Below are 25,170 nucleotides of genomic sequence, written 5' to 3'. Positions count from 1 at the left end.
CATACTTCGGATGTTTTCTGAGGCTGCGTCTTCTACAGTCGGCAGGAAGGCGGCCCCTCGGGGTTTTGCTGTGCCCCGGTTCCAGATGGGCAGGTCAGGCCCCGATCTGATTTCATCCATGGTCGCTGTGTTTGGCCCTGTCAAGAAATGTGCAGGTACGGTTCCTTCGCTAGGAAGTCATGACTGACCCAGCGCCCCAGATTTCACCTGGCCGGGCGCCAGTCTTCTTCGATGCCACAGGCAACCGCTGGCGAAGAATTTTGAGCCTTGTGTTTGCCGGGCTTCTGCTGGTGGTGCTGTCCATCGTTGCGATCCTCCCGGCCGCGACCGCTCCGGTACGCCCGGCACAGCAGAACCAGGCTGTGGCGTATCCACGGCAGCTGCTGAACCTGCAGGACCTGGAGAGCATCCCAAGGATCGGCCCCGACAAGGGCCTGGCCACATTCCACCGGATCGCAGTCGTAGAACGAGTGGATGGAAAAACGCTGCTCGAGGATCCGTTCAGTGACGCCGTCTGGAGGGAGGCAACTCCGGATGAGACATTACTGATCGGCGCCAGTCCGTACGTCGTTGAGGCCTACGGCCTGCCCCTGGAGCGCACGCTGATGCTCACCTTCGACGACGGCCCTGACCCCACCTACACGCCCGAAATCCTGGATCTGCTCTCCCGGGAAGGTGTTCCGGCAACCTTCTTTTCGGTGGGGGACAACGTGGTCAAATATCCCGACCTGTTGCGGCGCATTGTCCGCGAGGGCCACATGGTGGGCAACCACTCTGAATCCCACATCGACTTCTGGTCCCACGACGATGTGTACAACCGCCAGCAGATCATCGGGATGGACCGGATCATGCGTGCGGTCAGTAACTACGAATCCAGGCTGTTCCGGATCCCCACCGGTGACCCGGAGAACAACACGCTGGCGCTTTTGCTTTCGCAGCAGCTGGGGTATCTCCACGTCAGCTTTGACCTTGACACCCGCGACTGGGAGCACGGACCGGCCGAATCCATTGCACTGCCGGAATTGAGCGGCCCGGGCCACGTTGTGCTCGTCCATGACGGCGGCGGCGACCGCACCGCCACGATCGACATGCTCAAGGAGTTCATCCCCCAGGCCAAAGCCCAGGGCTACACATTCACCACGCTCCAGCCTCTGCTGCCACCCGAGTTCGTGCCGCAGCACAACGTGCCGGCGTCCATAGAGGACAACGTAACCCTCGCTGCCCTGACCTCTTACCTCGTTACCCCCAACGTGCTGCTCACCTGGCTGTTCTGGTTCGGTATCGGCTCCCTGACCATACTGACGTTCCTGTTCGTCATCCTGGCGCTGGTCAACAATTCCCGGCAGAAAAAACGTCAATGGGATGAGGTCAAGGAGACGGAATGGCCCTTCGTCAGCGTGGTCCTGCCCGTGTACAACGAAGAACTTGTGGTGGCGAAAACCTTGGATGCCCTTCGAGCCAGCGACTATCCCCTGATGGAAGTGGTGGCAGTCAACGACGGGTCAACCGACGGGACGCTCGCCGTGCTGACGGAGTATGCCACGACGTGGGCGGCACTGCGCGTCATCAACCAGCCCAATGGCGGCAAATCGGCTGCGAGCAATCACGGCATCGACGAGTCGTGCGGCCAGGTTGTGGTCACACTGGACGGGGACACCCTGTTCGAGCCGCAGACCATCAAGATGTTTGCCCGCCATTTCCTGGCACCCCGAAGCGGCAAGGAAGTGGGGGCAGTGGCCGGCCACGTCAAAGTCGGGAACCGGCAGAATCTCATCACCGCCTGGCAAAGCCTGGAGTACCTCTCCGGCATCTGCGTCACCCGCATGGCCGAAGGGCTAATGGGCGCGATTTCCATTGTCCCGGGTGCCTGCGCTGCCTGGCGCCGGGAGGCACTGGTCAGGGCAGGAGGCTACTCCCACGACACCATGGCCGAAGACGCAGACCTGACACTGTCACTGCAGCGGCTCGGCTACAGCATCGTCCAGGAGAACCAAGCAGTTGCCTGGACCGAGGCACCCCTGACAGTGCGGGGGTTGTTCAAGCAAAGGCTCCGGTGGACCTACGGCAACATCCAGACCCTCTACAAGCACCGGGCCATGATCTTCAACCCCAAGTACGGCGCCCTGGGCATGCTCAGCATGCCGTACGCGCTGATCTCCGTGCTGGTGCCCCTGGTCTTTATGCCGCTGACCGTGGTCGTCGCCGTCATCAGCCTCACTCACGGGGAATGGCAGGCCATCGCGATCTTCTCGGCTTTCGTCGCAGCAACCCACATGCTCATCTCCATCGTGGCGGTACTGATGGTCCATGAGAACCTGCTGCACCTGCTCATGGTGCCCGCGTACCGGCTGATCTACGAGCCCCTGCGGGCCTACGTCGTTTTCGGATCGGCCATCCAGGCCTTGCGCGGTTCCGCCGTGGGCTGGTACCGGCCGGCACGCACCAACAGCGTGGACCTTTCCGAAGCATCCGGGAAGCTGCGCTCCTTGGCGCCCAGTTCCACCTGACTGGGGCAGGCCATTCGGGCACAACACGTCCCAGGGTTATGGGGGGAGAAGGGATGAGTCCTGTGGAACCACTCTGCGTACAGCTGGAGGTGCTGTGGGCGAGATACTGATGGCGATAGCAACGGCGTTTCTCATCCCAGCCCTCAGCGCTGTGTGGTCCCGCCGCCGCAAAAGCGATGCCGAAGCGGCCGAATCACTCATATTCGGGCTCTTGATCCTGGCAGCGGCCATTTCGTGCTTCTACTTCGGGCTCACGCTGCCGATCGCGGTTGACGTCGAGGTGCTGGAAACGCTCCTCGTCATCCTGAAAATCATGCTGTTTGCGGCCGGAGTCTTCGGCGGGATGGCGGCAGCCGCCATCATCTGGGAATCCTTCAAGGGCTTCTCAGAAGGCACGAAACGAGGATGAGCAGGCTTAGATGACAGGGGAGCGGCGTTCGATCAGGATGGTGTCGCGCCATGTGCCGCGGAGGGGTCCGTGGCCCATTTGGGCTATGCGCTGCCGGCGCCCGACCACGACGTAGCCGTTGGCGAGGTGCAGTTTGAGGCTCGCTTCGTTCTCGGGGAAAACGCTGGCTTGGATGGTCCAGATGCCACCGGCTTCGGTGGATGCGGACAGGGCCCGCAGCAGGGCCGTGCCACCCCCGAGGCCGCGAGCTTCTCCTGCAACGTACACCGAGTGTTCCACGACGCCCGAGTAGACGTGGCGGGCTGACACCGGGGAGACAGCGGCCCAGCCCACGATGCGGCCATCCGCCGTCTCGGCGACGAGGCGATGGGCGGGAAGGCGGGAAGCGTCGAACCTGTCCCAGCCGGGCGCCTGCGACTCGAACGTGGCCTGGCCGGTATCGATCCCCTCCTGGTAGATATCCCGGACGGACGGCCAGTCCTCCGGACGCATGGAACGGACAGTCAGGGTAGGGGGCGCCGCTGGGGTCATCCATCCATTAGACATGCCTACGGCTTGGTTGCCTGGCTGCCGTGCGGGATAACGACGTCGTCGGCGGCGCGCGCGGCGGCCGGGAACAGCAGGAGCAGCAGGCCCAGGCCGACGGCGGCGCCCACCAGTTGGGCGACCACAAACGGGGGTACGGAGCCCGGGGCGATCCCGGCGAAGGTGTCGCTGAAGATCCTGCCGACGGTTACGGCGGGATTGGCGAACGCGGTTGAAGAGGTGAACCAGTACCCGGCCCCGATGTAGGCACCCACGGCGGGTGCGGCGAGGGCGCCGCGGTTGGTCGCGGCGAGGGCGAAAATCAGCAGGACCAGCCCGGCGGTGGCCACCACTTCGCCCAGCAGGTGCCCCCCGCTTGCCCGGTCCTTGGCGGAGAAGGAGGTCCCGACGTCGAACATTGCGTTGGCGAGCACGCTGCCACCAATGGCCCCGGTCACCTGGGCGGCGACGTAGGCGCCGAGGTCCGGCAGGGTCAGGCCCGAGCGGCTGCGCCGGCCAAGGAACCAGTCGGCCAGGGAGACGACGGGGTTGAAGTGCGCTCCGCTGACCGGGCCGAACACCAGGATCAGCACGGTCAGGCCAAAGACGGTGGCGGTGCTGTTCTGGAGCAGCTGCAGGCCCACGTCGTTGGGGGAGAGCTGCTGGGCGGCGATCCCGGACCCCACAACGATGGCAACGAGCAGGGCGGTGCCGAGCAGTTCGGCCACGGCGCGGCGCCACAACGGCGGCTGGTTCAAAGTCATGCCACCAGCTTGACGCACCAAGATAGCTCAGTCAAAATTGAATCAATGAAGATTGAGCCAGCTTCCGACTTTGAAGCCCGCGTCGCCCGGCATGCGGCTCTCGCCGATCCGGCACGCCTGCGCATCGTTGACCTCCTGACGCTGGGGGATTTCTCGCCCACGGAGCTCCAGGCTGAGCTGGGCATGTCCTCCAACCTGCTCGCACACCACCTGAAAACCCTGGAGGACGCCGGGCTGGCAACCCGGCACCGCTCCGAGGCTGACAGGCGCCGCAGCTATCTCCGGCTGGCCGCCGGGGCCCTCGACGGGCTGGTTCCGGGCGCGGTCCACGGTGCGCAGCGGGTCCTGTTCGTCTGCACGCGCAACAGCGCCCGCTCCCAGCTGGCCGCGGCCCTGTGGCGCCAGGCGAGTACCGTCCCGTCAGTGTCCGCCGGGACGCACCCCGCGGACCGCATCGCCCCCGGGGCCGTCGACGCCGCCCGCCGCCACGGGCTCCACCTTCCCGCCGTTGCGCCCCAGTCCCTGGATGAGGTCGCCGGTGACGCCGATTTCGTGGTGACCGTATGCGACAACGCCCACGAGGAACTCACCGGGCTGGCGGGAATCCACTGGTCCGTCCCCGACCCGCTGCGCCTCGGTACCAAGGACGCGTTCGACGCTGCCTTTGCGGACATCGCCAGCCGGGTCACGGACCTCGCGCCCCGCATTACGGCTGCCTGATCCCGCCGTGGAACTCTTCACAACAACATATTGACATTTATCAATGTATGGCCAGATACTCGCTATATCGATCATCATCAATGTTCGGTTCGGGAGTGTCGGCCAGGCCGTCACCGTCCAACCCAACCGATACCAGGAGACAACCCGTGAGCACCGAAACCGCCAAGAAGCCCTCCGTCCTGTTCGTCTGCGTCCACAACGCCGGCCGTTCCCAGATGGCCGCCGCGTTCCTCACCACGCTCGGCAAGGGCCAGATCGAGGTCCGCTCCGCCGGGTCCCAGCCCGCCGATAAGATCAACCCCGCCGCCGTTGAAGCCATGGCAGAGCTCGGCATCGACATGTCCGCCGAGGTGCCCAAGGTCCTCACCACCGAGGCCGTCAAGGAGTCCGACGTGGTGATCACCATGGGCTGCGGCGACGAGTGCCCCTACTTCCCCGGCAAGCGCTACGAGGACTGGGTGCTGGAGGATCCGGCAGGCAAGGGCGTCGAGTCCGTCCGCCCCATCCGGGACGAGATCAGGACCCGCATCGAGGGCCTGATCGACTCCCTGACCCCGGCCGCTAAGTAGCCCGGGACCCCTGGGGAGAACGCCATGAGCAACCAACAGCTGATCATTATCGGGTCCGGTCCGGCGGGGTACACCGCTGCCATTTACGCGGCCCGGGCGGGTCTGTCACCTTTGGTGCTGGCGGGTTCGGTGACCGCCGGTGGTGCGTTGATGAACACCACGGAGGTGGAGAACTTTCCGGGGTTCCCGGGCGGGGTCCAGGGTCCGGAGCTGATGGACGGGCTGCAGGAGCAGGCCGAGAAGTTCGGCGCGAAGGTGGTGTTCGACGACGTCACGTCCGTTGATCTGAAGGGTCACCTGAAGACGGTGGTGACCGGGGGCGGGGAAACCCACCAGGCGCCGGCGGTGATCCTGGCTACCGGGTCGGCGTATAAGGAATTGGGGTTGCCGGAGGAGAAGAAGCTCAGCGGCCACGGGGTGTCCTGGTGTGCCACGTGTGACGGGTTCTTCTTCCGCGAGCAGGACATCATCGTGGTGGGCGGCGGTGATTCGGCGATGGAGGAAGCGACGTTCCTGACCCGGTTCGCGAAGTCCGTGACCGTCGTCGTTCGCCGCGAGGAGCTCCGTGCCTCCCGGATCATGGCGCAGCGGGCCAAGGACAACCCGAAGATCAGCTTCGCCTGGAACTCCGCCGTCACCGCCATCCACGGCGACGGGAAGGTCACCGGCGTGACCCTCACCGACACCCGCTCCGGGGAAACCCGCCAGCACGCCGCGACCGGGATCTTCGTGGCGATTGGCCACGTCCCCCGCACCGAACTGGTAGCCGGGCAGGTGGACCTGGACGCTGAGGGCTACATCAAGGTGGATTCCCCCACCACGGTCACCAACATCTCCGGGGTCTTCGCCTGCGGCGACGCCGTGGACCACCGCTACCGCCAGGCCATCACCGCCGCGGGCACCGGCTGCGCCGCAGCCCTGGATGCCGAACGCTACCTCGCCGCCCTGGACGATGCGGACAGCATCGCCACGGCATTGGTCGAAGAACCAACCCACGCCTAAACCGGGAACAGGGGAGGGGGTGAACCTCATGACCAACGGATGCTGCGGCGACTCAGGTTGCTGCGACGACGAGGACTGCTGCTGACCCCCGCCCAACTAGGTAGCAGTAGATGTCGTTTTGGGGCTTCAAAACGACAGTTACTGCTACCTAGTTGGGCAACCCCGCCGCCTAACCGCACCGAACCGCCGCTACGGATGAAAGAGGACACCATGGATTCAGCGAAGAAGCTTCCAGTCGCCGTGATCGGCGCCGGGCCCATTGGCCTGGCCGCCGCCGCCCACCTGCTTGAGCGGGGCCTGGAACCGCTGATCTTTGAAGCAGGTACGACGGCGGGCGCGGCCATCGAGCACTGGCGCCACATCCGTCTCTTCTCACCGTGGCGGTTCAACACTGACGCCGCTGCCGTCCGCCTCCTCGAAGCCGCCGGCTGGGAAGCGCCCCGGCCCACGGCACTGCCCTACGGCGGGGAGCTGATCGACAAGTATCTGGCGCCCCTGGGCGCCCTTCCCCAGATCTCTTCCCGCCTGCAGACCGGCGCGCGTGTCACCGCTGTCACCCGGCAGGGCCTGGACAAGACCCACATCAAGGGCCGGGACACCACGCCCTTCGTGGTGCGGGTGGAGCACGCCGACGGCGAAACCCGGGACCACGCCGTGGCAGCAGTCATCGACGCCTCCGGGACCTGGTCCACCCGCAATCCGCTGGGCACCTCGGGCCTGCCCGCCATCGGCGAAGAAGCAGCAGGGGAGCGGATCTCGGCGCCCCTGCCCGACGTCACCGGCCGCGACCGCGCGTCATTTGCCGGCCGCCGGGTCCTGGTTGTCGGTGCCGGACACTCCGCGGCCAACACCCTCATCAACCTCGCTGACCTCGCCAAGGAAGAGCCGGACACCCGGATCCTGTGGGCAGTCAGGGGTGCAACTGCGGAAAAGGTCTACGGGGGAGGCGACCTGGACGGGCTGCCTGCCCGCGGCCAGCTCGGCGGCCGGGTCCGCCGGCTCGTGGAGGCCGGAAAAATCGAACTGCATACCGGGTTCGGGATCAGCTCGATCAAATCCCTGGACTCCTCGGTCACCGTCAGTGCGGTGGACGGCCGTACCCTCGAGGCCGACGTCGTGGTTCCCTGCACGGGCTTCCGCCCGGACCTGGACATCCTGCGCGAGCTCCGCCTCAACCTGGACCCTGCCGTCGAAGCGCCCATGGAACTGGGCCCGCTGATCGACCCGGAATTCCACTCCTGCGGCACGGTCCCGCCGCACGGTGCCAAGCTGCTCGCCCATCCGGACAAGGACTTCTATATTGTGGGGATGAAGTCCTACGGCCGGGCCCCCACCTTCCTGCTGGCCACCGGCTACGAGCAGGTCCGCTCGGTTGCCGCCGCCCTCGCAGGCGACCAGGAATCCGCCGACACGGTCCACCTCGACCTCCCCGAAACCGGGGTCTGCTCCACGGACGCCGGCACCAGCTGCGACGTCCCCGCCACGGCACTGCCAGCAGAGGCCGCGGAATCCGGTTGCTGCGCCGCACCCGAACCGGTGCTGGTGGGCTTCCCCACCGGCCTGGCCCACGGCCGCTCCGGCACCAGCAACTGACTCGGTTACCGGAAACCCCTTGGAGAGCTGTCATGAGTGAACACCGCGACACCGGCCTTGGCCTGCAGGACAACACAGAGCTCCTGCACCGCATCAGTGAACGGCTCGCCGAGCGGTTCGCCGGGATCTTCGCCGCCGAAACCGTTGAGCGCTACGTCTTCGAGTCCTATACGGCGCTGGCCCGCACCGCGAAAATCAGCGCGTACCTGCCAGCCACCACCGAACACTTCGCCACCGACCGGCTTGCGGCGCTGGCCAAATCGAAGGGCGCAGTAGGTTCCGAGGGGCCCGAGGTCCTGTTCGTCTGCGTGCAGAACGCCGGCCGCTCCCAAATGGCAGCCGCGCTGCTCACCGTCGAAGCCAAAGGAAGAATCCACGTCCGGTCCGCCGGATCCCTGCCCGCGGCCGAACTGGACCCCGGCGTCGTGACCGTGATGGCCGAAATGGGCCTGGACCTGACGAAGAACTACCCCAAGCCCCTCACCGACGACGTCGTCCGCGCCTCCGACGTGGTCATCACCATGGGGTGCGGAGATTCCTGCCCGATCTACCCCGGCAAACGCTACGAGGACTGGGACCTGCCCGACCCCGCAGACCAGTCCCTCGACAACGTCCGGGACATCCGGGACCAGATCCACGAACGGGTCAAAACCCTCGTCGCCTCAATTCCCGCCCACCCACTCGAAAAGGAAACAACCTCCTCATGACCCAGGACAAGACTCCGTCCGTGCTGTTCGTCTGCAGCAAGAACGGCGGCAAATCCCAGCTCGCCGCCGGACTCATGCGTGACCTCGCCGGCGATAAGATCGCGGTCTACTCCGCCGGAACCAAACCCGCCAAGGACCTGAACCCGCAGGCGGTGGAGTCCCTGACCGAACTGGGCATCGACGTCACCGGCGAATATCCCAAACCGGTCACCGACGAGGTCCTGGACACCGTGGACGCCGTTATCGTCCTGGGCACCGAGGCCAAGCTTGAACCGCTTGAGGGCAAGCGCTTCGAAGTCTGGGAAACGGACGAGCCCTCCGAACGCGGCATCGAGGGCATGGACCGGATGCGCCTGGTCCGGGACGACATCAAAGCCCGGGTCCAGGCGCTCTACACGGAGCTCACCGGGAAGTAGCCATGACCGCCCCGGCGCCGTCACGGACACTCGCCGCGGAGGGGGCACCCCGCGGCGGATTGGCCGCGCTGTGCATCACCCAGACCACCGGCTGGGGCGTGCTCTACTACGCGCTGCTGGCGGCGGTCCGGCCCATCAGCGAGGACACCGGCTGGGCCCCGGCCCTCATCACCGGGGCCTTCTCCGCCGGGCTGGTGGTGTCCGCGGTGGCCGGGATCGCCGTCGGCAGGATGCTGGACAGGACCGGCCCGCGCAGCCTGATGATCGGCGGTTCATTGGTGGGCGTTCTCGCCCTGGTTCTGGTGGCGCTGGCACCGAACCTGACCGCGTTCGCCGCGGCCTGGCTGCTGGCCGGCGCAGCACAGGCCGCGGTGCTCTATCAGCCGGCGTTCACCGTGATCAGCCGCTGGTACGGCCCGGCCCGCGTACGGCCGCTGACCATCCTGACCCTCGTGGCAGGATTCGCGTCCACCATCTTCGCCCCGGTCACTGCTGCCCTCTGCACCGGGATCGGGTGGCGTGGAGCCTTCCTGGTCCTCGCCGGACTGCTCGGCGCCGTGACCCTGCCGCTGCACGCGCGCTGCCTCAACCGGTCCTGGCGCCAAGCAGGCAACGCCGCCCAACTGACAGACGACAAAGCACTCGTCCGGGCCATCCGGCGCAGCCGGACATTCGTTGGCCTGCAGGCCCTCATGGTCCTGCTCTGCCTCGGCCTGTACACCGTGACGCTGAACATCATCCCCCTGCTTATGGAAAAGGGTGCCGATTACACCGCGGCTGCCCTTGGCCTCGGACTGGTCGGTGCAGGGCAGGTGGCCGGCCGCCTGCTCTTCGCCGCCGTCCCCGCCAAAGCCCGCATCGCCGTCGTCACCGGAACCGCTGCGGGCGCACTCCTTCTGCTCGCCCTCCTGCCGGGACCGGTGCCGCTGCTGATCGGGGCCGGGATGCTCGCCGGCGCCGTCCGCGGCTGCCAGACACTGTTGCAGGCCACCATCGTTGCGGACCGGTGGGGAGCAACCGGCCTGGGCACGCTCCAGGGCAGCTTCGCCGCGCCCCTCACAATCGTCACCGCCCTCGCCCCGGCCGCGGGCCCGGCGATGGCCGCGTGGTTCGGCTCCTACACCGCCACGGCATACGCCATGTCCGCCGCCGCTGGAAATGCCCTGCTGTTCGCGGCGGCGCCGTTCGTGCGGGGACTGCATGTCTGGTGATGAATGGCCGGACGGGCCCGTCGTCGTCGGCGTTGAATGGAACTTCTCCGAACACCTGGTCCGCACCGCCGCAGCCCTGGCGGCGGCAATGGGAGAGCACCTGATCTGCGCGTTCGTCGACCCGGCCAGCTACCTCACGGAATGGGCGCCGGTGAACCAGCGGACAGCCCTATCCCTGGACCCGAGCATCAACGAAGAAGCCGAATTTCCTTCCGGGCACCTGCAGCGGAGGCTTGAAGATGTTCTCGGGGAACCGGGGGAGTCCTGGTCCTTCCGCGTACTCAACGGCGACGTCTCCAAGGCCCTCAACCGCCTGGCCAGGAACACCGATGCGGCGCTGCTCGTGGTGGGCGCCGGCCGGCCGGGGTCTGTGGCGTGGCTGGACAGGGTCCTCGAGGGATCCGTCCCTGCCGCCCTGATCCGGCACCAGCAGCGGCCCGTCCTCGTTGTCCCGGAGGGCGGGGCGTGAGGGCGTACGACGGCGGCGCGCGGTTTGCGCTGATTGGCGCGGACCCAATGGGCTACTGGTGCGCGAGGCGGAGCTTGGCCGCCCGTTCCACAAGGAGCGGTACGTAGTCCCGGACGGGCCCGTCGTCGAGCAGGCCGTGCTCTTCGGCAACCACATCTTCAATAAGGGAGCGTTGGTGATGGGGGAACCGCTCGGCCAGCCGGTCGATGACAGCCATCAGCGCTTCAGGTTCTTTGGTCATCCCCAAAGCTTCGGCCTGCCGGCCGGGAGAGTCAACAACCACTTTTAACCGCTGCGCCAATCTAAGATCGCTGACGTCGTCGTACGTAATCGTCCACTCGTTCACCAAATTACTTGCCTGTAACGTCAGTTTCGGAAAGCCCGTCGGTCCCCCACCGGCGGGCTTTCTTCGTCCCCGCACAAGCTTCCAGTTTCACCCCTGACAGACCGCCTGCTACTGCTCTTGCAGGGTGGGCGTAGCAGAAGCGAGCATTGGTCATGGAAGACCTGCGGCAGACAGCCACCACGCTCCTGGGGCGTGCGGACGTGTCCTTGATAGACCTCTGGATCTCCTATTGGAACCACGGCGGGCGCTGTCACCCCTTCGAATTCGACGCCTTTATTCATGGCATCCTGGTTGCCCGCTGGTTTGACACGAAGGCTCTTGCGTCCGCGCTTGAAGAACTCTCCCTGGACGCCGCCAGCTGAAGAGCGGGCCTGAGCAGGCAGAGGAATCCGGGCGTTATTCGTCGAAAAATGTCCGCAAGGGTGTATGGGGTGAAACGGATTCAATGACTGCGGCCGCTACGTTGTGCAGTTTCATGTTGCGGGAGCTGGAGGCTTTCCTCAGGATGGTTATCGCCGCATCCTGGCTGCACCGGTTCTGGGCCATGATCACGCCGACTGCGATATCGATGGCAGTCCGGGACTTCATCGCCGCTTCCAGGTTGTCTTTCGCTTCCTGGAGCCTCGTCAGGCGCAGCTCTAAGCGGAGGGTCTTGGCGGACTGTTCGCCGAACAGTTCGGCGCGGGCGATGTCCTCGCCCGATATTCCGTGGGGCCGCGAGGAGTAGATGTTCAACGCGGCGGTGGAGTCTCCCTCCAGGCGCAGGGGAACACCCAGGATTGATTGGATCCCCTTTTGCGCGACGGCGCGGATGTATTGCGGCCAGCGGCGCTCTTTTGAAACGTCCGGGACGTAGGTGGTGGTGCCGGTGCGCATGGCTGTCAGGCAAGGCCCGTCGCCGAAGGCGTATTGGAGCTCATCCATCTCCCGTGCCCTGGGACTGCTGCAGGCTACCGTAACGGGTTTTTTCCTGCGCACCACGGTGACATTGCAGTGGACCTTGGATTCGGGCGGAGAGAGGAGCGACGCAGAGAAGGTGGCCAGTTCCTGGAAGAATTCTTCGGCATCAGAGGTTTCCAGGACCATGTCCTGAAGCCGGGAGGCAACATCGTCCTGCAGTTCTGAGCCGAGAGGCATAGCGTCCATGGCGCGTCCTTACGAAGTGTCTTCAACCGCGATGAAGAACATGCGGCGTGAATGCGACCACCTCCAGACGGTTCCCTCCCAGCTTACGCCGGAACCGCCTGCCCGGAAGGTTGTGGAGCCGGGAAGCGCACCGCCCCTGCATTCTGTGGCCGCCGAGTCACGAATGCAGCGCGAAGTCCTCGAGAGCCCACGCCAGGATTTTCAGGTCAAAGGCGTCAAGAACCATGAGGTCGTAGAGGCAGGCATCGAATTCCACCAGGCCTGCGTTCCCGCCGTTTCCCCAGTACCAGCCCCACAGAATGGGAAGTGAGGAGACATCGTCGCGGATGAGGACCTGTGCCTGTGCCAGTGGATCCAGCATGAGAAAACCTAGCCACTGCCGCCGGCACCGAATGCAAGGCAAAGACAGTAATTAAAAGGCCTCCGAAGTGGAAGCGTCCTCTCATGATCACAGACTGCGGCCCGCAAGTAACCCCTTGATTGTGGGGGGGGTATCTGCTAGCGCGCCGGAAGCGCCGCCAAGGAGCGACAAAAGGGCTAGTTGCCGGCGCGCTGGGCCTCCAGCCACCGGCGCACCACGTCAAGGACTTCGTCCGGATCAGCGGTGGCAAACCTGTTCGGCTCCCCGCCCGTGGCCTTGCCGTACGTGATCCGGGCCCGGAAACCGGATTCGCCCCTTGGCTCAAACCACGTCCGGATGACCATGGTCTCGCCGCTCAGGGCGTCCCCGCCCCCGTCCGCGGCGCCTGTGCCGCCGTCGTCCATCATGATGTCCCCCAACTCTCGTGCGTCAACCTGCCCCGATCCTGAGGCATAAGCATCAGGAACGTGCGGGATTTTCTGAAAGATTGGCGCAAGGTTGGGTGGCGCAGGGGCGTCAGGTCCTGGCTCTGCGCTTGACCCAGCCCCAGGCAGCCGTGGCGGCGAACAGCACCAGGCCGATGAGGGCCAGCCACAACAGGCCCTCGATGATAAACCCCAGGATGGACAAAACAAGCCAGATGATCAGCAGTGTGATGATGAGTCCCATGACCGAAGCCTAGTCCCAAGACACAGGCGCAGACACGGGCAGCACCGCTAGCCGGAGGTCATCCCGCCCTGGCTCTTCTGGGCGAGCCGCTGGAGTTGCCAGTCATGCACCTCCGGCAGCCAGTCCAACGGGGCCGATGGACCCACCCGCGGGTCATCGGGAACGCGGCCGTCCCGCAGGGCCTGCACGTACTCGCGGTCCTGTTCGATGCGTGCCCGCAACTGTCCAGCTCCGCCCACGGAGCCGTGGCCGGGGATGACGGCATCGGCGTCGTCTGCAACGCCGTCGAACAGCCGCAGCGCGGCGAGGTAGTCCCCGAGCGGATCCGCGGCCTCCAGGTCGAGGAACGGCATCAGGATGTCCGAGAGCATGTCGCCTGCAACGAGGACCCGGCGCTCCTCGATCAACAGCGCAGCATGGCCGGGAGCATGGGCCTGATGCTCGATGATCCTGATGCCGGGGCCGTCCCAGGGAAAGTGCGCAGCGTCGGCGGGCAGGCCGGTAATGAGGCCGAGCAGATCCATCGGGATCTCGTCGGCGTGCTCCGGCGGCAGCCCCTCGGCTACGCGGTCCTTCCAGTCCGGGTCCGCCAGCACACCCCGGATGGAGGCGGCGCAGCGGGCTGTTCCATAGCGGGGCGCGTCGCCGAAGTCCGGGTGCCAGAGCACGTGGTCCCAATCGGGGTGCGTGGAGAAGCCTGCGACGACGGGCTGGCCCAGCCGGCGGAGGTCGTTGGCGAGGTCCGCCATTTCGCCGCTGGTGATGCCGGGGTCGATGAGCAGCACACCGTCCCTGCCCTGCACAACAACGGAATTGCTCTGGATGAACGCGCTCTCGTGGACCAAAACGCCCTCAGCCACTTCCTGCAGCATGGAATGCCTTCCGCTTGTGGGTGGAACCGCTAGGGGAGACGCTATGGCCTGCCGTCAGCGGGTGGCAAGCACTTGACGTACGACGGCGGCCCGCCCCGCCGTCGTACGTCACGGCGGTGCCGCCAAGGTGGCCCCCTGCCGCGTGCGTGCCCCTGCCGCCCGACGGGAACGGGCATGGATTGTCGGACCCGGTCGGGCGGCGCATGGCTAACGTGGAGTCAACATCGAAACGCAGGGAGGGCAGCAGGTGGATCCCTGGAACAGGGCGATCGAGCACATCGAGCAGCAGATCAGCGACGGTGCAGGGTACCGCTCTGCCGGTGAGGTGGATGTGGCTGCGCTGGCGCGGATCACCCTGACGTCGGAGTACCACTTCCGGCGGATGTTCTCGGTGCTGGCCGGAATGCCCATCTCGGAATACATCCGGCGGCGGCGCATGACAGCCGCGGCCTCCGCCGTGGTTTCAGGTGATGAGCCGCTGCAGGACATTGCCGTGCGCTTCGGCTACGCCTCGGCCGACGCCTTCAGCAGGGCTTTCCGGGCCGTGCATGGTGTGGGTCCGGCCGATGCCCGCCGCTCCGGTGCCGTGCTGCGCTCGCAGCCCCCGCTGCGTTTCTCCCTCTCAGTGAAAGGAACACAACAGATGGACTACCGGTTGCAGAATGAGGACGCATTCACGCTTGTGGGGCGGCGGCGGAGGATGCCGCTGGTTCACCACGGTCCCAACCCGGCACTGGAGCAGTTCCGTGAAGAGCTGGGCCTGGCGGTGCTGAGGGAGATCAGCAGCCTGTCCACCAGATCCCCACGCGGTGTGCTGGCCGTGAGCACGGATTTCGCTGAGGACCGGGCGGACGGGAGCACCTTCGAGTACTGGCTTGCGGCAGCCACCGATGAAGCTCCGGCGGCGGGCAGCGGGCACGAGACAGTCCGTGTCCCCGCCCGCCAGTGGTTGGTGCTGGAGTCGCAGGGCATGGAGACTGAGGAGGTCCAGCAGTTGTGGGCAAAGGCGTACGGCGAATGGTTCCCGGCCAACCCTTACGAGCCGCTCGCGGAACCGGAGCTGCTGGCGACGGTCTTCGACCAGGAGGGGAAGCCGGACCACATGGAGCTGTGGCTGGCGGTGTCGGCTACGGGCTGAGCCGGCGCCTGCTCTCCCGAGTGAAATTGAAAAGATCCGCACCGGATCTTTTCAGTTCTACCCATAAGTGAAATAGTTGGGGATGGCAGCGATCCCGTCCTTCATTAGGGACAACGTCTATATCGCCTCGAGTGAAGTGACGGCTGCGGCCGAAGATGCGGCGTTGGCCATCCGCGACTTTGACCACGAGTTCGGTTCCGGCATCGCGCCGTTTTCGGCCATCCTGCTGCGGACCGAATCAGTCTCCTCATCCCAGATCGAAAATGTGACCGCCAACGCCCGGAGCATCGAGATGGCAGTGCTTGGGGACGACTCCAAGCGAAACGCCACCCTGGTTGTGGACAACGTGGCGGCCATGAACGCTGCCCTTGCCGCCGCTGATGCTTTGGATACGGCAGCCGTCCTGGAAATGCACAGGGCACTCATGAAGCATGCCGACCCGAAGGGCGCGGGTATCTGGCGTAGTGAGCCTGTCTGGATCGGCAGGTCCAGTTCGAGTCCGGTAGGAGCGGACTTCGTCGCTCCCGATGCCAGGCGCGTGCCGGCACTCATGGACGATCTCATGGCCTATGCCGGGCGGAACGATGTCCAGGTCCTGTCCCAAGCGGCAATCGCCCATGCCCAGTTTGAAACTATCCACCCTTTTACCGACGGCAATGGCAGGACCGGCCGGGCGCTGATGCACGCCATGTTGCGGAACAAGGGCCTCACAAGGGCGGTGACCGTCCCAGTCTCGGCCGGGCTGCTGAATCACGTCAGGGAATACCACGATGCACTGACCGCTTACCGAAAAGGGGACCCCGACGGGATCATCCTGCTCACCTCGGAAGCCACGTTCCGTGCTATTGACAACGGCCGCCGGCTCGCCGGAGACATCACCGCGGCAAGGGCCCGGTGGAAGGACGTCATCAAGGCCCGCAAGGACGCTGCCGCGTGGAAGATTGCCGACCTGTTGGCCCGCCAGCCTGTTGTCAACGCCAAGCTGTTGGAAGACCGGTTGGGACTATCGGGGCCGACGATCTGGCGCCAGATGCAGGTCTTGGAGGAAGCGGGCGTGGTGCAGGGCTTTGACAAGTTCAAGCGCGGCCGGCACTGGAAAAGCGACGAGATCCTGGACGCGCTGGATGCATTTGCCGCGCGCTCCGGGAGGCGCGGCCGCGGCTGAGCCTCACAGGTAGGGGTGTTATGTTCATCCCTAACTGCGAGACAGGGGGTGCCGCATGGGCCGACGAGTCATTCCGCTGGCAGGCGTGCTCGCGTTGGTTCTGGCTGCCGGCGCGTGTACAAACCAGGAGCCCCCGCCACCTCCAGAGGACACGGTGGGTGAGCAGGTGTACATCACGGCCTACACCTGGTTCGACAACACCCCTCCGGGCTCACCCATCATCAGCCACCCGGTCCTGCATAAGACGGCCGGCGGGACCGGAACCTACGAGGATCCGGTGACCATCGCCGTCGGGCATTCAAAGGAGACGGGGAAGGACGTTCTTGACTACCCAGCCGGGACCCGCATCTACCTGCCGAACGTGCGCCGGTACTTCGTCGTGGAGGACACCTGCGGGGACGGTGACGCGCCCGAGGAAGGTCCGTGCCACACCGGGGCGGATGAGTTCGGGGACGCCTCCATTTGGCTGGACATCTGGATCGGCGGCGAGGATGACGGCGCGGAGTTTGCCCGCCGCTGCACCAGGGAAGTCACGGGCGTGCAGACAGCGGTCTTCGACCCTGCGGACAACTACGTGGTGGCCGAGGGGGACGGCGTCATCCACGACGGCGAGTGCGATTCCGGCTACGGCAACGAACTCGTCACCAGATGACTTCTGCCGCTGTTCAGTTGCTGTCGGAAACCGCTGAGCTGACGGCCGTTGGGCTGTCGTACTCCTTGTCGGGGATGGCCTCAAGGGCCTGAATCACGTTGTTGTCCGCGCCGGAGTCCTTTGCCTTGGACAGCAGCGCATCGCGGCTCGCGGGGTAGTCCACGCCGCCCAGGAACTTCTGGATCTGGATCGGGTTCGGAGTGTCGGCCATGGTGTCGGTTCCCTTTCGTTGTCAGCTCTGGTGTCCGGGGCTCCTCCGCTGGCGCGTCGGGCCGCACAGGAGTTCATCCTAGGCATGGACGCTCCGCGGCGAAAGGGGGGCGTCCGACGACGGCCCTCACCCTGCCGGGTAGGGCGCCTGGGCCAGGGCCCGGGCAAGGTGGGCGGCGTTGCGGGCGGCTCCTGCAGTGGCGGAAGCGACCTTTTCGGGGACGGTGTCCAGGTCTTTGTAGTCCACGGTCTGCATCGCCTCGCCCACCCAGTACGTGGCGCCCTGCGCAGGCAGGGTGAACCCGACGTCGTTCAATGCCTGCTGTGTGTCCGCCACGGTCTTGTGTGCCCCGTCCTCGTTGCCCACCACGGCAACGATCGCGACTTTTCCGTACATGATCGGCCGGCCCGCATCATCAGTCTCGGAAAGGTCGGCATCGAGCCGCTCGATCACGCGCTGGGTGATGCTGCTCGGGTGCCCCATCCAGATCGGTGTGGCGAGGACCAGGATGTCAGCGGCGAGGATCTTGTCGCGGATCCCCGGCCAGGCGTCGCCGTCGCCCATGCTGATCTGCACTCCCGGCATCACGTTGTGGTCCACGATCCGCAGCGACGTCCCGCTGACGCCGTGGGTGGCGAGTTCGTCCAGCACGTGGCGGGCCAGCAGCTCGCTGCTGGACGGCTCCGGCGACGGAGTCAGGGAGCAAATGAGTGCAAGCGCGGTGAGGTCAGCCATGATTTGTCCTTCTTCCTGGTCGGTTTTATCGGTGTCAGTGATTCGCGGCGAACGGCCGGAGGGACTGGCCGAATTCGCAGAGGCCATTGCCGAACAGATAGCAAGTGTGCTTACTATCTAACCAGTCGCCCCTACCAACCAAAGGACAGACGCCATGAAGAAACTGCTCTTCGCTTTGCTTCCCGTCATCTTCAAGCGGGTCATGCAGGCCAGGAAGGCTCGGCAGGCCCCCACTGCCCATCCGCGCCCGCCGCGGAACCGCCGCTAAAAACCGGAGCAAGCCCGGGCGGGTTACCGCCTAACCCTCGATGTTCTGCCCTACCACCGCCAGGGTCCGGGCCAGTTCCTCCGTGGGGCTGAACTCCACCAGCACGGTTCCGGGATCGAGTTCGTCGGTATGGCCCGGAGGTGTGTAGTACGCCTCCCCGGCTTCCACGATCTCGTCGCCGTCGGGCATGTGCATGGTGAGCCGGCCCTTCACGACGTATCCCCAGTGGTGGCTTTGGCACCGGTCATCCGGCAATCCCTTGTAGAACGGCGTAAAGTCGCCTCCCTCTTCGAATTTTTCGAAAGCGATGGTGTAGCCGTCCGTCTCCCGGTAGCGGCCTTCGTAGCCGGTCATCCGTTCCACCCGTGCGGTCTGGTCATCAATCGATAGCTTTGCCATTGTCCTTTTCCTTCCTTGAGTCCGGCGCTGGCTTATCCCTGCGCCGAGGTTTCCGCCGCTGCGGTAAGCCGCCGCAGTCCTGCCCCGCTTGCCCGTGCCCACTCAAGCCGGGCCAGTGACCTGAGCACCGGGATTCCGTACAGGGCCAGCAGGCCCGGCAGTCCGCTCGCCCGGACGAGCCGGCATGTGTAGGTGACGTCGCTATGGTTCCCGTCCGCTTCGATGTCGTAGCGATGAACCAGGAGCCAGTCCGCCGTCGTCCCGTTTCTCTTTGAGGCCACAGCCGATTCGGTGACCCGTTCGAACCTCACGGGCCGGACGGCCTCGGTGACCACGGAGGAGTCCGTCATCCGGCACGTGCCGTCCTCGGCCGTGGAAATGAATTCCGTTCCCGCCGTTGCCTGCCCCTCAGGGGCTTCCATGGACAGAAGCGTCGAGGCCTCGGCTCCTCCCCATTGCATGTGCCCGGTCAGATTGGCCAGGACATCGAAAACAACAGGGGAGGGGGCGGTGGTGTGTTCCCGGACGGTCACGGCGATCTCATGTTTGAGGACGTTGCCCGCCGTTTGTTGCCGTTTCATCCTGCACCTCCTGAATGTCGTCGGGATACTTCAAGGATGGGACGACGACGGGAGGAGAGGATGGGGGGAGTCCCCCATTTACCGCCCTATTCAGTGGGGAAGTGCCGCAGGGCGAACGCGCCTGCTTCGCCGCGGCTGCGCAGGTGCAGCTTGGCGAGGATGTTGCTGACATGGTGCTCGGCGGTCTTGGTGCTGATGAACAGGCGGTCGGCGATCTCGGCATTCGTCAAGGCTTCGGCGAGCAGCCTGAGTACTTCGCGCTCGCGCCGGGACAGCAGTCCGAGCGCCTTCGGGCCGGTCCGGGCTGGACCGCCGAGTGCCCGCAGCAGGGCTGCTGCCTTGTCAGCCATGGCCGCCGCGCCCGCCTCGTCGAACGCGGCCAGGGCCCGCTCGGCGTCGTGCACGGCAACCTCAGGGTCCGAATCGCGCAGGGCCTCGGCCATGGACAGGCGTGCCCGCGCGGCCTCCAGCGGCATTTTCAGCTCGCCAAAGATCTCAATCGCGGAGTCCAGCCGTGAACGGGCCGAGGACGTGTCCCCGCCGGCGGCCGTTACGCGGCCGGCCGTGAGGTGTGCGGTGGCCAATGCCCGGGGCCAGCGGGTTTCGGCCGCAATTCCGTCGAGGCGCCTGGACGTTTCCTGTGCTTGGCCGGGGTTGCCCTGTGCCAGCTCCACTTCGGCAAGCAGCGCCAGCAGCGGGACGGCGAGGAGCCCGCCTGCCACGTGATGGATCCGCCGGTGCAGCAGGGCCGCCGCAACGGCTGTGTCTCCGGCAGCCAGCCGGACGGCCGCCGTCGCGAGCAATGCATCCGGGCGGTCCTCAAAGCCCGCGAGCAATCTGCCGGCCTCCTCCACCCGGCCTTGGAGCAGACGCAGTTCAGCCAGTTTCGCTGCCGGGTGAACGCACCGTGCGCGGTGGCCGGCCTGGTCCAGCTCACGCAGCGTCTTGATAAGCCAGCCCTCGGCGCTGGCGATGTTGCCGGAAGCAAGGAGGATCTCGGCACAGCAAGTCCCGCAGAATTCCATCAGCGCGGGGTGCCCGGTCCGCTCCATGAAATGCATGACGGTTGTGTTCCATTGGCTGAGCCGGGAGACGTCGCAGGACTCTTCGCTGGCCCGCGTGACCATGCAGCACACGTCGCCGAAAACCATCCTGTCGCGAAGTTCGCCGGCCGTGACCACCACCATCGCCTCGTCAACGAGGGTCATCCCTTCCGGTACGTCACCGGCCGCTATCATCCCCAGGCCGAGCAGCGCCAGCGCGGTTGCCTCGAGTTCCGGATCATCAGCGCCGCGCGCAGCTTGTAATGCCGTCCGGGCATCTTCCCTGGCAGTTGCAGGATCGGCCTGCAGCAGCCCGTGCGTCACAGCCAACCAGCCGGTCTCGGCGCCGTCGGGCAGGCGGGACGCGAGGCCCTCGGCGCGTGCGAACCAACCCCGGCTGGCCGCTTCGTTGCCCAACGCCTCGGCGTATTCGCGCGCCAGCCATACGGCAGCCTTGAAGGCCCGGGAATTCTGCCCCGAACGGCGAAAGCCCGCGTAGGCCAGTGTCCGCTCGGCGATTGCCCGGTCAGCGTCGCGGAGCCACCACAGCGCGCGACCCAAGCCGTCGTGGGCTGCTGGTTCATCGTTGACGGCCAGTACTGACTCGAAAGCCGAAGCCGCCGCCGCCCAGTCCGTCGAAGCGAGCAGACGCTCACCCTCCACAAGGCCTTCAGGGGCTGAGGCAACGACCATGAACTCATTGTGCTCTTCCCGTCGACGGCTTCCTAGGTGCACTGGTTATTCCGAGTCCCTGCACCCAGTAACGGCGCTGTAACGGGCCGAATGGTCAGCTTCCTCGCATCCGTATCCCGATTGGGCAGGTGAACTGCGAGGAGGTGCCATGCCTTGGGTGATTGACCTCAGTGGCGGGCAGGCCTGGGCTCGGGAGGCCATCACAGAACTTCGCACGGCAAACCTGGTCACGGAAACAGTAGATGCTCCGGTGGGCGGATCAGCCACTGGCATCATCCTGTCCGCAGCGGACTCACAGAACCTGAAGGCGGCGCTGGGGGCGGCCGAGTACAACAGGTGCCGGGTGCTTGTCATTGGTCCGCCGGACGGCAAGCTGAAACCGTGGCCGGTGCTGGAGGAGGGGGCGGCGGAATGCATCACCTGGCATAGCCAGGTAGCAGCGATTTCGGCGTGGATGCAGCGCGTTGAAGATGTTGAGGCGGTCCTTGACTCCGTTGAGGTCCGTGAAAAGTTGACCGGACAAAGTCCGGTATTGAGATCGGCACTGCGGGACCTGGTGGTGGCGGCGCGTTTTGGCCAGGCACCCATACTGATCCAGGGTGAAACCGGGACCGGTAAGGAGCTGGCTGCACGGGTTGCCCACGCGGTAAGCCTGCAGCCAGGAAATCTGGTCACAGTCGACTGCACCACCATTGTTCCCACCCTCATGGGCAGCGAACTCTTCGGGCACGAACGCGGTGCTTTCACGGGTGCGGTGAGCGTCCGGACGGGTGCCTGCTCAGGCGCGGACCAGGGGTCCCTGTTCCTTGACGAGGTGGGCGAGCTTCCGCTCGACCTTCAGCCAGAACTGCTGCGCGTGGTCCAGGAGGGTGCCTATAAGCGAGTGGGAGGCGACAGGTGGCTGCGCAGCAAGTTCCGGCTGATCTGTGCCACGAACCGGGATCTCTCCAAGGAAGTCGCTGCCGGCAGTTTCCGTACCGACCTGTACCACCGCATTGCGGCCTCGGTGGTCACCATGCCGCCGCTGCGGGAGCGGATCGAGGACATTCTCTGCCTCTTCGCGCGCTTCTGCCGCGAAGCCAGCGGTGCCCGCACAGATCCAGAGGTGGACACCACCGTCCAGGACGTCCTGCTCCGCCGGACCTACCCGGGCAACCTCAGGGACCTCCGGCAGCTGGCATTCCGGATCGCCGCCCGACACGTGGGTCCTGGAGCCATCACCCCGGGCGACCTTCCCCGCGAGGACCGGCCCACCTCTATGAAGGCTTTCGAGGCATTGCAACAGTGTCAGGACACGAACGACGGCGGCCCTGCCAGTGCCGTCGATCCGCTCACCAGGGCGGTGGCCCGGGCAGTGGACGCGGGCCTTGGCCTGCGGGAGATCAAGGAACGCGCGGCGGAAATCGCGGTGGACGTTGCCCTGCAGCAGAGCGGCGGGAATGTGCACGCGGCTGCCGCGATGCTCGGGCTCACGGACCGGGCAGTCCAGCAGCGGCAGGCCCGGAAGACGGGCCACGACGAGGAGCGTCAATATTCGACGGACAACTCGTCAGCCACTTCCCGCCAGTAGGCGTCACCGGTCTCATAGGCGAGTTCGCGGAAGAGGTCCTCCAGTTCACGCCACAGGACATCCGGGCCCCGCCGGCCCGGCAGCCGTCCCCGGTAGTTGGTGCGCTTGTAAACCTTGCCGAATTCCTTGCGCACAAGGTCTTCGACGGCAAGCCCGAACATGTCCGGCTGCTTCTCAGGTGACGGAAAGGGGATAAATTTTTTGAGCCTGATGTCGCTGAGAACACGGCGGGGCTTCAGCAGATCTTTGGTGGGTGGAAGCCGGCCCACTTCCGGCAGATTTTCCCGCCTCACCTCATAGGCGAAAACGCGCACGTGCGACGGTGCGCGCCGGTCCGGCAACGGAAGGTACGTGATGAGCCAGATCGCCTGGCGGTCCGGCTCTTGGCCGATGATCCATGATGCCCGTTTGCCCGCACCCTTCGCCGCTCGCGGTGACGGCTTCCTGCCCCGCGCATATTCGCTTTGCCACACGTAGTCCCGCAATTGGGACAACCCTGCCCGGATGCCTTCCGGACTCTCCGGCTTGATTTCGGCAAGCCCCGGGCCCGTGATGGTTCCTGATCCTGTCATAGCCATGCTTCTTCCCTCCTGGTATCACTGGGTTTCCGGCGGATGTGGAAACCCCTGATTGCCGGCCTGGTCAGCCGCAATACGTTGCCGCCCAGGACAAGCTCCCGGTCTTCGGGACCAAGGCCAAGGGCAAAAATTTTGGCGAGTTCCGGCGCCGGATGCAGGTAGGGCCCGTCGCTGCCGTAGAGCACCTTGTGCGCCCCCGCCCGGGCAACGGCCTCCTCCAGCAGGTCGTAGTACCGCACCCCGGATGTATCGGTAAAGATGTTGGGCACCCGCACCAGCGCGTTGATCAGCCGCTTCTGCGCCCGCCAGTCGTCCGCAAAGGAGGACAGATGCGGCACGATCCAGGGAACATCGGGGTGCCGCCCGGCCAGGTGCGTCACAATCTGCACCTCCCCGCGGGGGTCGAACAGCACCGGCATCCTGAAACGGGATGCCGCACGGGCTACCTCGTCCGTGGCGATCCCGTCGGACCAGTGCACCTTGATCCCGCAGGCACCCCGCGAGTGGGCAGCGGCCACCAGCGCGCCCACCCGTCCCCGGTCCGCAGCGGGATTGACGAACACGTACCAAAGCCATGTACCAGGTTCCTGCCCGGCCAGATCAGCCACCACGCGGTTGGCTGCCGCATAGGTTCCCACCGGCGCCGCCATCAGGACGGCCTTGCGAATTCCGACGGCGGCCGCGCGGCTCCGCCACAAGGCAAAGGAAGATTCCGGGTCAGCAGGGCCCAGGGGAACTCCGGCGGTCCCCACGTGCACGTGTGAGTCCACAATCATCAGGCAGCGCGCCTGTCCTGGGTTAAGGCGGCGAGGCCCCGGACCAGCCGGTCAAGGTCCGCCTGCGGGTGGTCGGCCCGCACCACGGCGGACAACAGCGCACCCGGCTGGCAGCGGGGCAGCTGAACCAGGACCTGGACACCCCGCGCCACCAGCATTGAACGCCACCGCCGTGCCAGCTGAAGCGAGTCCAATCGGGTCCCCACAATGGGGAACGGCAGCCCCAGCGGCGGAAGCCCAAGATTGCCAAAAGCCTGCCGCAGCCAGCGCGTAAGCCGCCACAGCCGGTCCCGCAGCCGTGGCATACGGCTGTCCCGCACAGCGCTGAGGCCGGCGCCCAGGTCCGCTGCCGAGGGCGGACTGCTGTGCAGGCGGTTGCCGCCATGCCGGGCGAGCCTGGTGATCGTCGGCCGGTCCCCGGTGATGACCGTGACGGGGGTTCCGTACGCCTTGGCCAGGGAGCCCAGCCACACCACGCCGTCGTGCTTCAGTCCCTGCCATCGCACCGCGCCGGACCCGTCCCCAAAACTGGCCTCGGCGGCCCGCTGACCCAGCACACCGAACGCCAGGGAGTCATCGACGACCACCCGCCCGCCGGTCTTCCCGACGAGTGTTTGCATGGCTCCGAGCGGGGCGGAACGGCCGCACCCCTGGCACCAGCCGTCGGTCACCAGCCACGTCCTGGTTTGAGGTACGACGGCGGGAGGCCGGAAATGCGGGAACGTCACCACTCGCACGCCGCGGGCGGCGGCCGCCCGGCAGGCCCATTGGGTCAGCGGGTAGGCGCCCGCATCGACCAGGAGCAGGTCACCGGGCTGGGGGAGCACCTGCAGGATGTCCATCATCCCGTGCAGGGCCGATCTCGCAACCAGCCCGGAGCCGGCGTGTTGCTGCGCGGCCACGGCCCAGGCGAGCTCCGTGGCCGCCGGCAGTTCGCGCAGGACTGCCGGGACCCCGGTAGTGAGCTCGGTCCAGGGCGGTACAACGGCGCTGGGGTGGCGCTGGCCCAGGAACAGGGCGGACGTGAAGTCCGCTGCACCTGGTGTCCCGGCCATTGCGGTGGACACGTCCGTTC

General features: G+C 66.0%; 31 protein-coding genes. 15 read left to right on the top strand and 16 right to left on the bottom strand.

Annotated features, from left to right (window positions below; genetic code table 11):
* Positions 1 to 179 precede the first annotated feature (179 nt).
* Both B5520_RS19420 and B5520_RS19415 read left to right on the top strand, forming a co-directional pair.
* A complete protein-coding gene (locus tag B5520_RS19420) occupies positions 180 to 2,507 on the top strand; it encodes a bifunctional polysaccharide deacetylase/glycosyltransferase family 2 protein (RefSeq protein ID WP_079598709.1) in 2,328 nt (775 codons plus the stop codon).
* 94 nt (positions 2,508 to 2,601) lie between these two features.
* Complete coding sequence (locus tag B5520_RS19415) at positions 2,602 to 2,916, top strand: hypothetical protein (protein WP_079598708.1); 315 nt, start codon at positions 2,602 to 2,604, stop codon at positions 2,914 to 2,916.
* Between the two features lie 6 nt (positions 2,917 to 2,922).
* Here B5520_RS19415 and B5520_RS19410 read toward each other — a convergent pair whose 3' ends face one another.
* A complete protein-coding gene (locus tag B5520_RS19410) occupies positions 2,923 to 3,447 on the bottom strand; it encodes a GNAT family N-acetyltransferase (protein WP_079598707.1) in 525 nt (174 codons plus the stop codon).
* Positions 3,448 to 3,464: 17 nt separating this feature from the next.
* Positions 3,465 to 4,205, bottom strand: coding sequence for an aquaporin (locus B5520_RS19405; protein ID WP_079598706.1), 741 nt, complete (start codon positions 4,203 to 4,205; stop codon positions 3,465 to 3,467).
* Positions 4,206 to 4,250: 45 nt separating this feature from the next.
* Here B5520_RS19405 and B5520_RS19400 point away from each other — a divergent pair, with 45 nt between their 5' ends.
* From B5520_RS19400 to B5520_RS19365, 8 genes are all read left to right on the top strand, one after another.
* On the top strand, positions 4,251 to 4,925 hold the full coding sequence (locus B5520_RS19400) for an arsenate reductase/protein-tyrosine-phosphatase family protein (RefSeq protein ID WP_079598705.1): 675 nt from the start codon (positions 4,251 to 4,253) through the stop codon (positions 4,923 to 4,925).
* Positions 4,926 to 5,071: 146 nt separating this feature from the next.
* Entirely contained in the window at positions 5,072 to 5,494 is a 423-nt protein-coding gene (locus B5520_RS19395; RefSeq protein WP_079598704.1) for an arsenate reductase ArsC, read from the top strand.
* Between the two features lie 24 nt (positions 5,495 to 5,518).
* A complete protein-coding gene (gene trxB, locus B5520_RS19390; RefSeq protein ID WP_079598703.1) occupies positions 5,519 to 6,496 on the top strand; it encodes a thioredoxin-disulfide reductase in 978 nt (325 codons plus the stop codon).
* Positions 6,497 to 6,706: 210 nt separating this feature from the next.
* Positions 6,707 to 8,089 carry an NAD(P)-binding domain-containing protein gene (locus tag B5520_RS19385; protein WP_079598702.1) on the top strand — a complete coding sequence of 461 codons (1,383 nt, stop codon included), beginning with the start codon at positions 6,707 to 6,709 and terminating at the stop codon, positions 8,087 to 8,089.
* Positions 8,090 to 8,121: 32 nt separating this feature from the next.
* Positions 8,122 to 8,796: an arsenate reductase ArsC gene (locus B5520_RS19380; RefSeq protein ID WP_079598701.1), complete on the top strand. Its 675-nt coding sequence runs from the start codon at positions 8,122 to 8,124 to the stop codon at positions 8,794 to 8,796.
* Complete coding sequence (locus B5520_RS19375; protein ID WP_079598700.1) at positions 8,793 to 9,212, top strand: arsenate-mycothiol transferase ArsC; 420 nt, start codon at positions 8,793 to 8,795, stop codon at positions 9,210 to 9,212. The genes B5520_RS19380 and B5520_RS19375 overlap by 4 nt, the downstream gene beginning before the upstream one ends.
* 2 nt (positions 9,213 to 9,214) lie before the next feature.
* Positions 9,215 to 10,423 carry an MFS transporter gene (locus tag B5520_RS19370; protein WP_079598699.1) on the top strand — a complete coding sequence of 403 codons (1,209 nt, stop codon included), beginning with the start codon at positions 9,215 to 9,217 and terminating at the stop codon, positions 10,421 to 10,423.
* A complete protein-coding gene (locus B5520_RS19365) occupies positions 10,413 to 10,892 on the top strand; it encodes a universal stress protein (protein ID WP_079598698.1) in 480 nt (159 codons plus the stop codon). The genes B5520_RS19370 and B5520_RS19365 overlap by 11 nt, the downstream gene beginning before the upstream one ends.
* Positions 10,893 to 10,944: 52 nt before the next feature.
* On the opposite strand, the gene B5520_RS19360 is transcribed toward B5520_RS19365, so the two are convergent.
* Positions 10,945 to 11,133, bottom strand: a complete 189-nt coding sequence (locus tag B5520_RS19360; protein WP_079598697.1) for a three-helix bundle dimerization domain-containing protein — start codon at positions 11,131 to 11,133, stop codon at positions 10,945 to 10,947.
* A 257-nt stretch (positions 11,134 to 11,390) separates the two neighbouring features.
* Between B5520_RS19360 and B5520_RS19355 the strand changes: the two genes are divergently transcribed.
* A complete protein-coding gene (locus B5520_RS19355; RefSeq protein WP_139386276.1) occupies positions 11,391 to 11,600 on the top strand; it encodes a hypothetical protein in 210 nt (69 codons plus the stop codon).
* A 34-nt stretch (positions 11,601 to 11,634) separates the two neighbouring features.
* On the opposite strand, the gene B5520_RS19350 is transcribed toward B5520_RS19355, so the two are convergent.
* From B5520_RS19350 to B5520_RS19335, 5 genes are all read right to left on the bottom strand, one after another.
* On the bottom strand, positions 11,635 to 12,384 hold the full coding sequence (locus B5520_RS19350) for a GAF and ANTAR domain-containing protein (protein WP_254865648.1): 750 nt from the start codon (positions 12,382 to 12,384) through the stop codon (positions 11,635 to 11,637).
* 157 nt (positions 12,385 to 12,541) lie between these two features.
* Positions 12,542 to 12,745: a hypothetical protein gene (locus B5520_RS19345; RefSeq protein WP_079598695.1), complete on the bottom strand. Its 204-nt coding sequence runs from the start codon at positions 12,743 to 12,745 to the stop codon at positions 12,542 to 12,544.
* A 176-nt stretch (positions 12,746 to 12,921) separates the two neighbouring features.
* A complete protein-coding gene (locus B5520_RS19340; RefSeq protein WP_139386275.1) occupies positions 12,922 to 13,152 on the bottom strand; it encodes a hypothetical protein in 231 nt (76 codons plus the stop codon).
* 109 nt (positions 13,153 to 13,261) lie between these two features.
* Entirely contained in the window at positions 13,262 to 13,414 is a 153-nt protein-coding gene (locus tag B5520_RS22545; protein ID WP_115525355.1) for an LPXTG cell wall anchor domain-containing protein, read from the bottom strand.
* 47 nt (positions 13,415 to 13,461) lie between these two features.
* The gene (locus B5520_RS19335) at positions 13,462 to 14,286 is read right to left on the bottom strand and encodes an MBL fold metallo-hydrolase (protein WP_079598693.1); all 825 of its coding nucleotides are present in this window, start codon (positions 14,284 to 14,286) and stop codon (positions 13,462 to 13,464) included.
* 247 nt (positions 14,287 to 14,533) lie between these two features.
* On the opposite strand from B5520_RS19335, the gene B5520_RS19330 reads away from it, so the two are divergent.
* The 3 genes from B5520_RS19330 to B5520_RS19320 all read left to right on the top strand — a co-directional run bounded on the left by B5520_RS19330 (position 14,534) and on the right by B5520_RS19320 (position 17,241).
* On the top strand, positions 14,534 to 15,424 hold the full coding sequence (locus tag B5520_RS19330; RefSeq protein WP_079598692.1) for an AraC family transcriptional regulator: 891 nt from the start codon (positions 14,534 to 14,536) through the stop codon (positions 15,422 to 15,424).
* An 82-nt stretch (positions 15,425 to 15,506) separates the two neighbouring features.
* Positions 15,507 to 16,589 carry a Fic family protein gene (locus B5520_RS19325; RefSeq protein ID WP_079598691.1) on the top strand — a complete coding sequence of 361 codons (1,083 nt, stop codon included), beginning with the start codon at positions 15,507 to 15,509 and terminating at the stop codon, positions 16,587 to 16,589.
* A gap of 55 nt (positions 16,590 to 16,644) precedes the next feature.
* Complete coding sequence (locus B5520_RS19320) at positions 16,645 to 17,241, top strand: hypothetical protein (protein ID WP_139386274.1); 597 nt, start codon at positions 16,645 to 16,647, stop codon at positions 17,239 to 17,241.
* A 13-nt stretch (positions 17,242 to 17,254) separates the two neighbouring features.
* Here B5520_RS19320 and B5520_RS19315 read toward each other — a convergent pair whose 3' ends face one another.
* The 5 genes from B5520_RS19315 to B5520_RS23195 form a co-directional block, all read right to left on the bottom strand.
* Complete coding sequence (locus B5520_RS19315) at positions 17,255 to 17,452, bottom strand: DUF2795 domain-containing protein (RefSeq protein ID WP_079598689.1); 198 nt, start codon at positions 17,450 to 17,452, stop codon at positions 17,255 to 17,257.
* 126 nt (positions 17,453 to 17,578) lie between these two features.
* A complete protein-coding gene (locus tag B5520_RS19310) occupies positions 17,579 to 18,187 on the bottom strand; it encodes a flavodoxin family protein (RefSeq protein ID WP_079598688.1) in 609 nt (202 codons plus the stop codon).
* 298 nt (positions 18,188 to 18,485) lie between these two features.
* Positions 18,486 to 18,854, bottom strand: coding sequence for a cupin domain-containing protein (locus B5520_RS19305; RefSeq protein WP_217700350.1), 369 nt, complete (start codon positions 18,852 to 18,854; stop codon positions 18,486 to 18,488).
* Between the two features lie 32 nt (positions 18,855 to 18,886).
* Positions 18,887 to 19,435 carry a hypothetical protein gene (locus tag B5520_RS19300; RefSeq protein WP_079598687.1) on the bottom strand — a complete coding sequence of 183 codons (549 nt, stop codon included), beginning with the start codon at positions 19,433 to 19,435 and terminating at the stop codon, positions 18,887 to 18,889.
* Between the two features lie 86 nt (positions 19,436 to 19,521).
* Positions 19,522 to 21,171, bottom strand: coding sequence for a helix-turn-helix domain-containing protein (locus tag B5520_RS23195; protein WP_079598686.1), 1,650 nt, complete (start codon positions 21,169 to 21,171; stop codon positions 19,522 to 19,524).
* 148 nt (positions 21,172 to 21,319) lie between these two features.
* On the opposite strand from B5520_RS23195, the gene B5520_RS19290 reads away from it, so the two are divergent.
* Positions 21,320 to 22,741: a sigma-54-dependent Fis family transcriptional regulator gene (locus B5520_RS19290; RefSeq protein ID WP_079598685.1), complete on the top strand. Its 1,422-nt coding sequence runs from the start codon at positions 21,320 to 21,322 to the stop codon at positions 22,739 to 22,741.
* Here B5520_RS19290 and B5520_RS19285 read toward each other — a convergent pair.
* Genes B5520_RS19285 through B5520_RS19275 form a run of 3 tightly spaced genes read right to left on the bottom strand, consistent with a single transcriptional unit; the run spans position 22,699 to position 25,162 of the window.
* Positions 22,699 to 23,313, bottom strand: coding sequence for a hypothetical protein (locus tag B5520_RS19285; RefSeq protein WP_079598684.1), 615 nt, complete (start codon positions 23,311 to 23,313; stop codon positions 22,699 to 22,701). The two genes, B5520_RS19290 and B5520_RS19285, sit on opposite strands and share 43 nt — an antisense overlap.
* Positions 23,310 to 24,095, bottom strand: a complete 786-nt coding sequence (locus B5520_RS19280) for an amidohydrolase family protein (RefSeq protein ID WP_079598683.1) — start codon at positions 24,093 to 24,095, stop codon at positions 23,310 to 23,312. The genes B5520_RS19285 and B5520_RS19280 overlap by 4 nt, the downstream gene beginning before the upstream one ends.
* A complete protein-coding gene (locus tag B5520_RS19275) occupies positions 24,095 to 25,162 on the bottom strand; it encodes an aminotransferase class I/II-fold pyridoxal phosphate-dependent enzyme (protein ID WP_079598682.1) in 1,068 nt (355 codons plus the stop codon). The genes B5520_RS19280 and B5520_RS19275 overlap by 1 nt, the downstream gene beginning before the upstream one ends.
* Positions 25,163 to 25,170 lie beyond the last annotated feature (8 nt).

Source organism: Arthrobacter sp. P2b, assembly GCF_900168295.1.
Lineage (GTDB): Bacteria > Actinomycetota > Actinomycetes > Actinomycetales > Micrococcaceae > Arthrobacter.
Note: the sequence above shows the minus strand (reverse complement) of the source record. Positions and strands in the feature narration are given on the sequence as shown.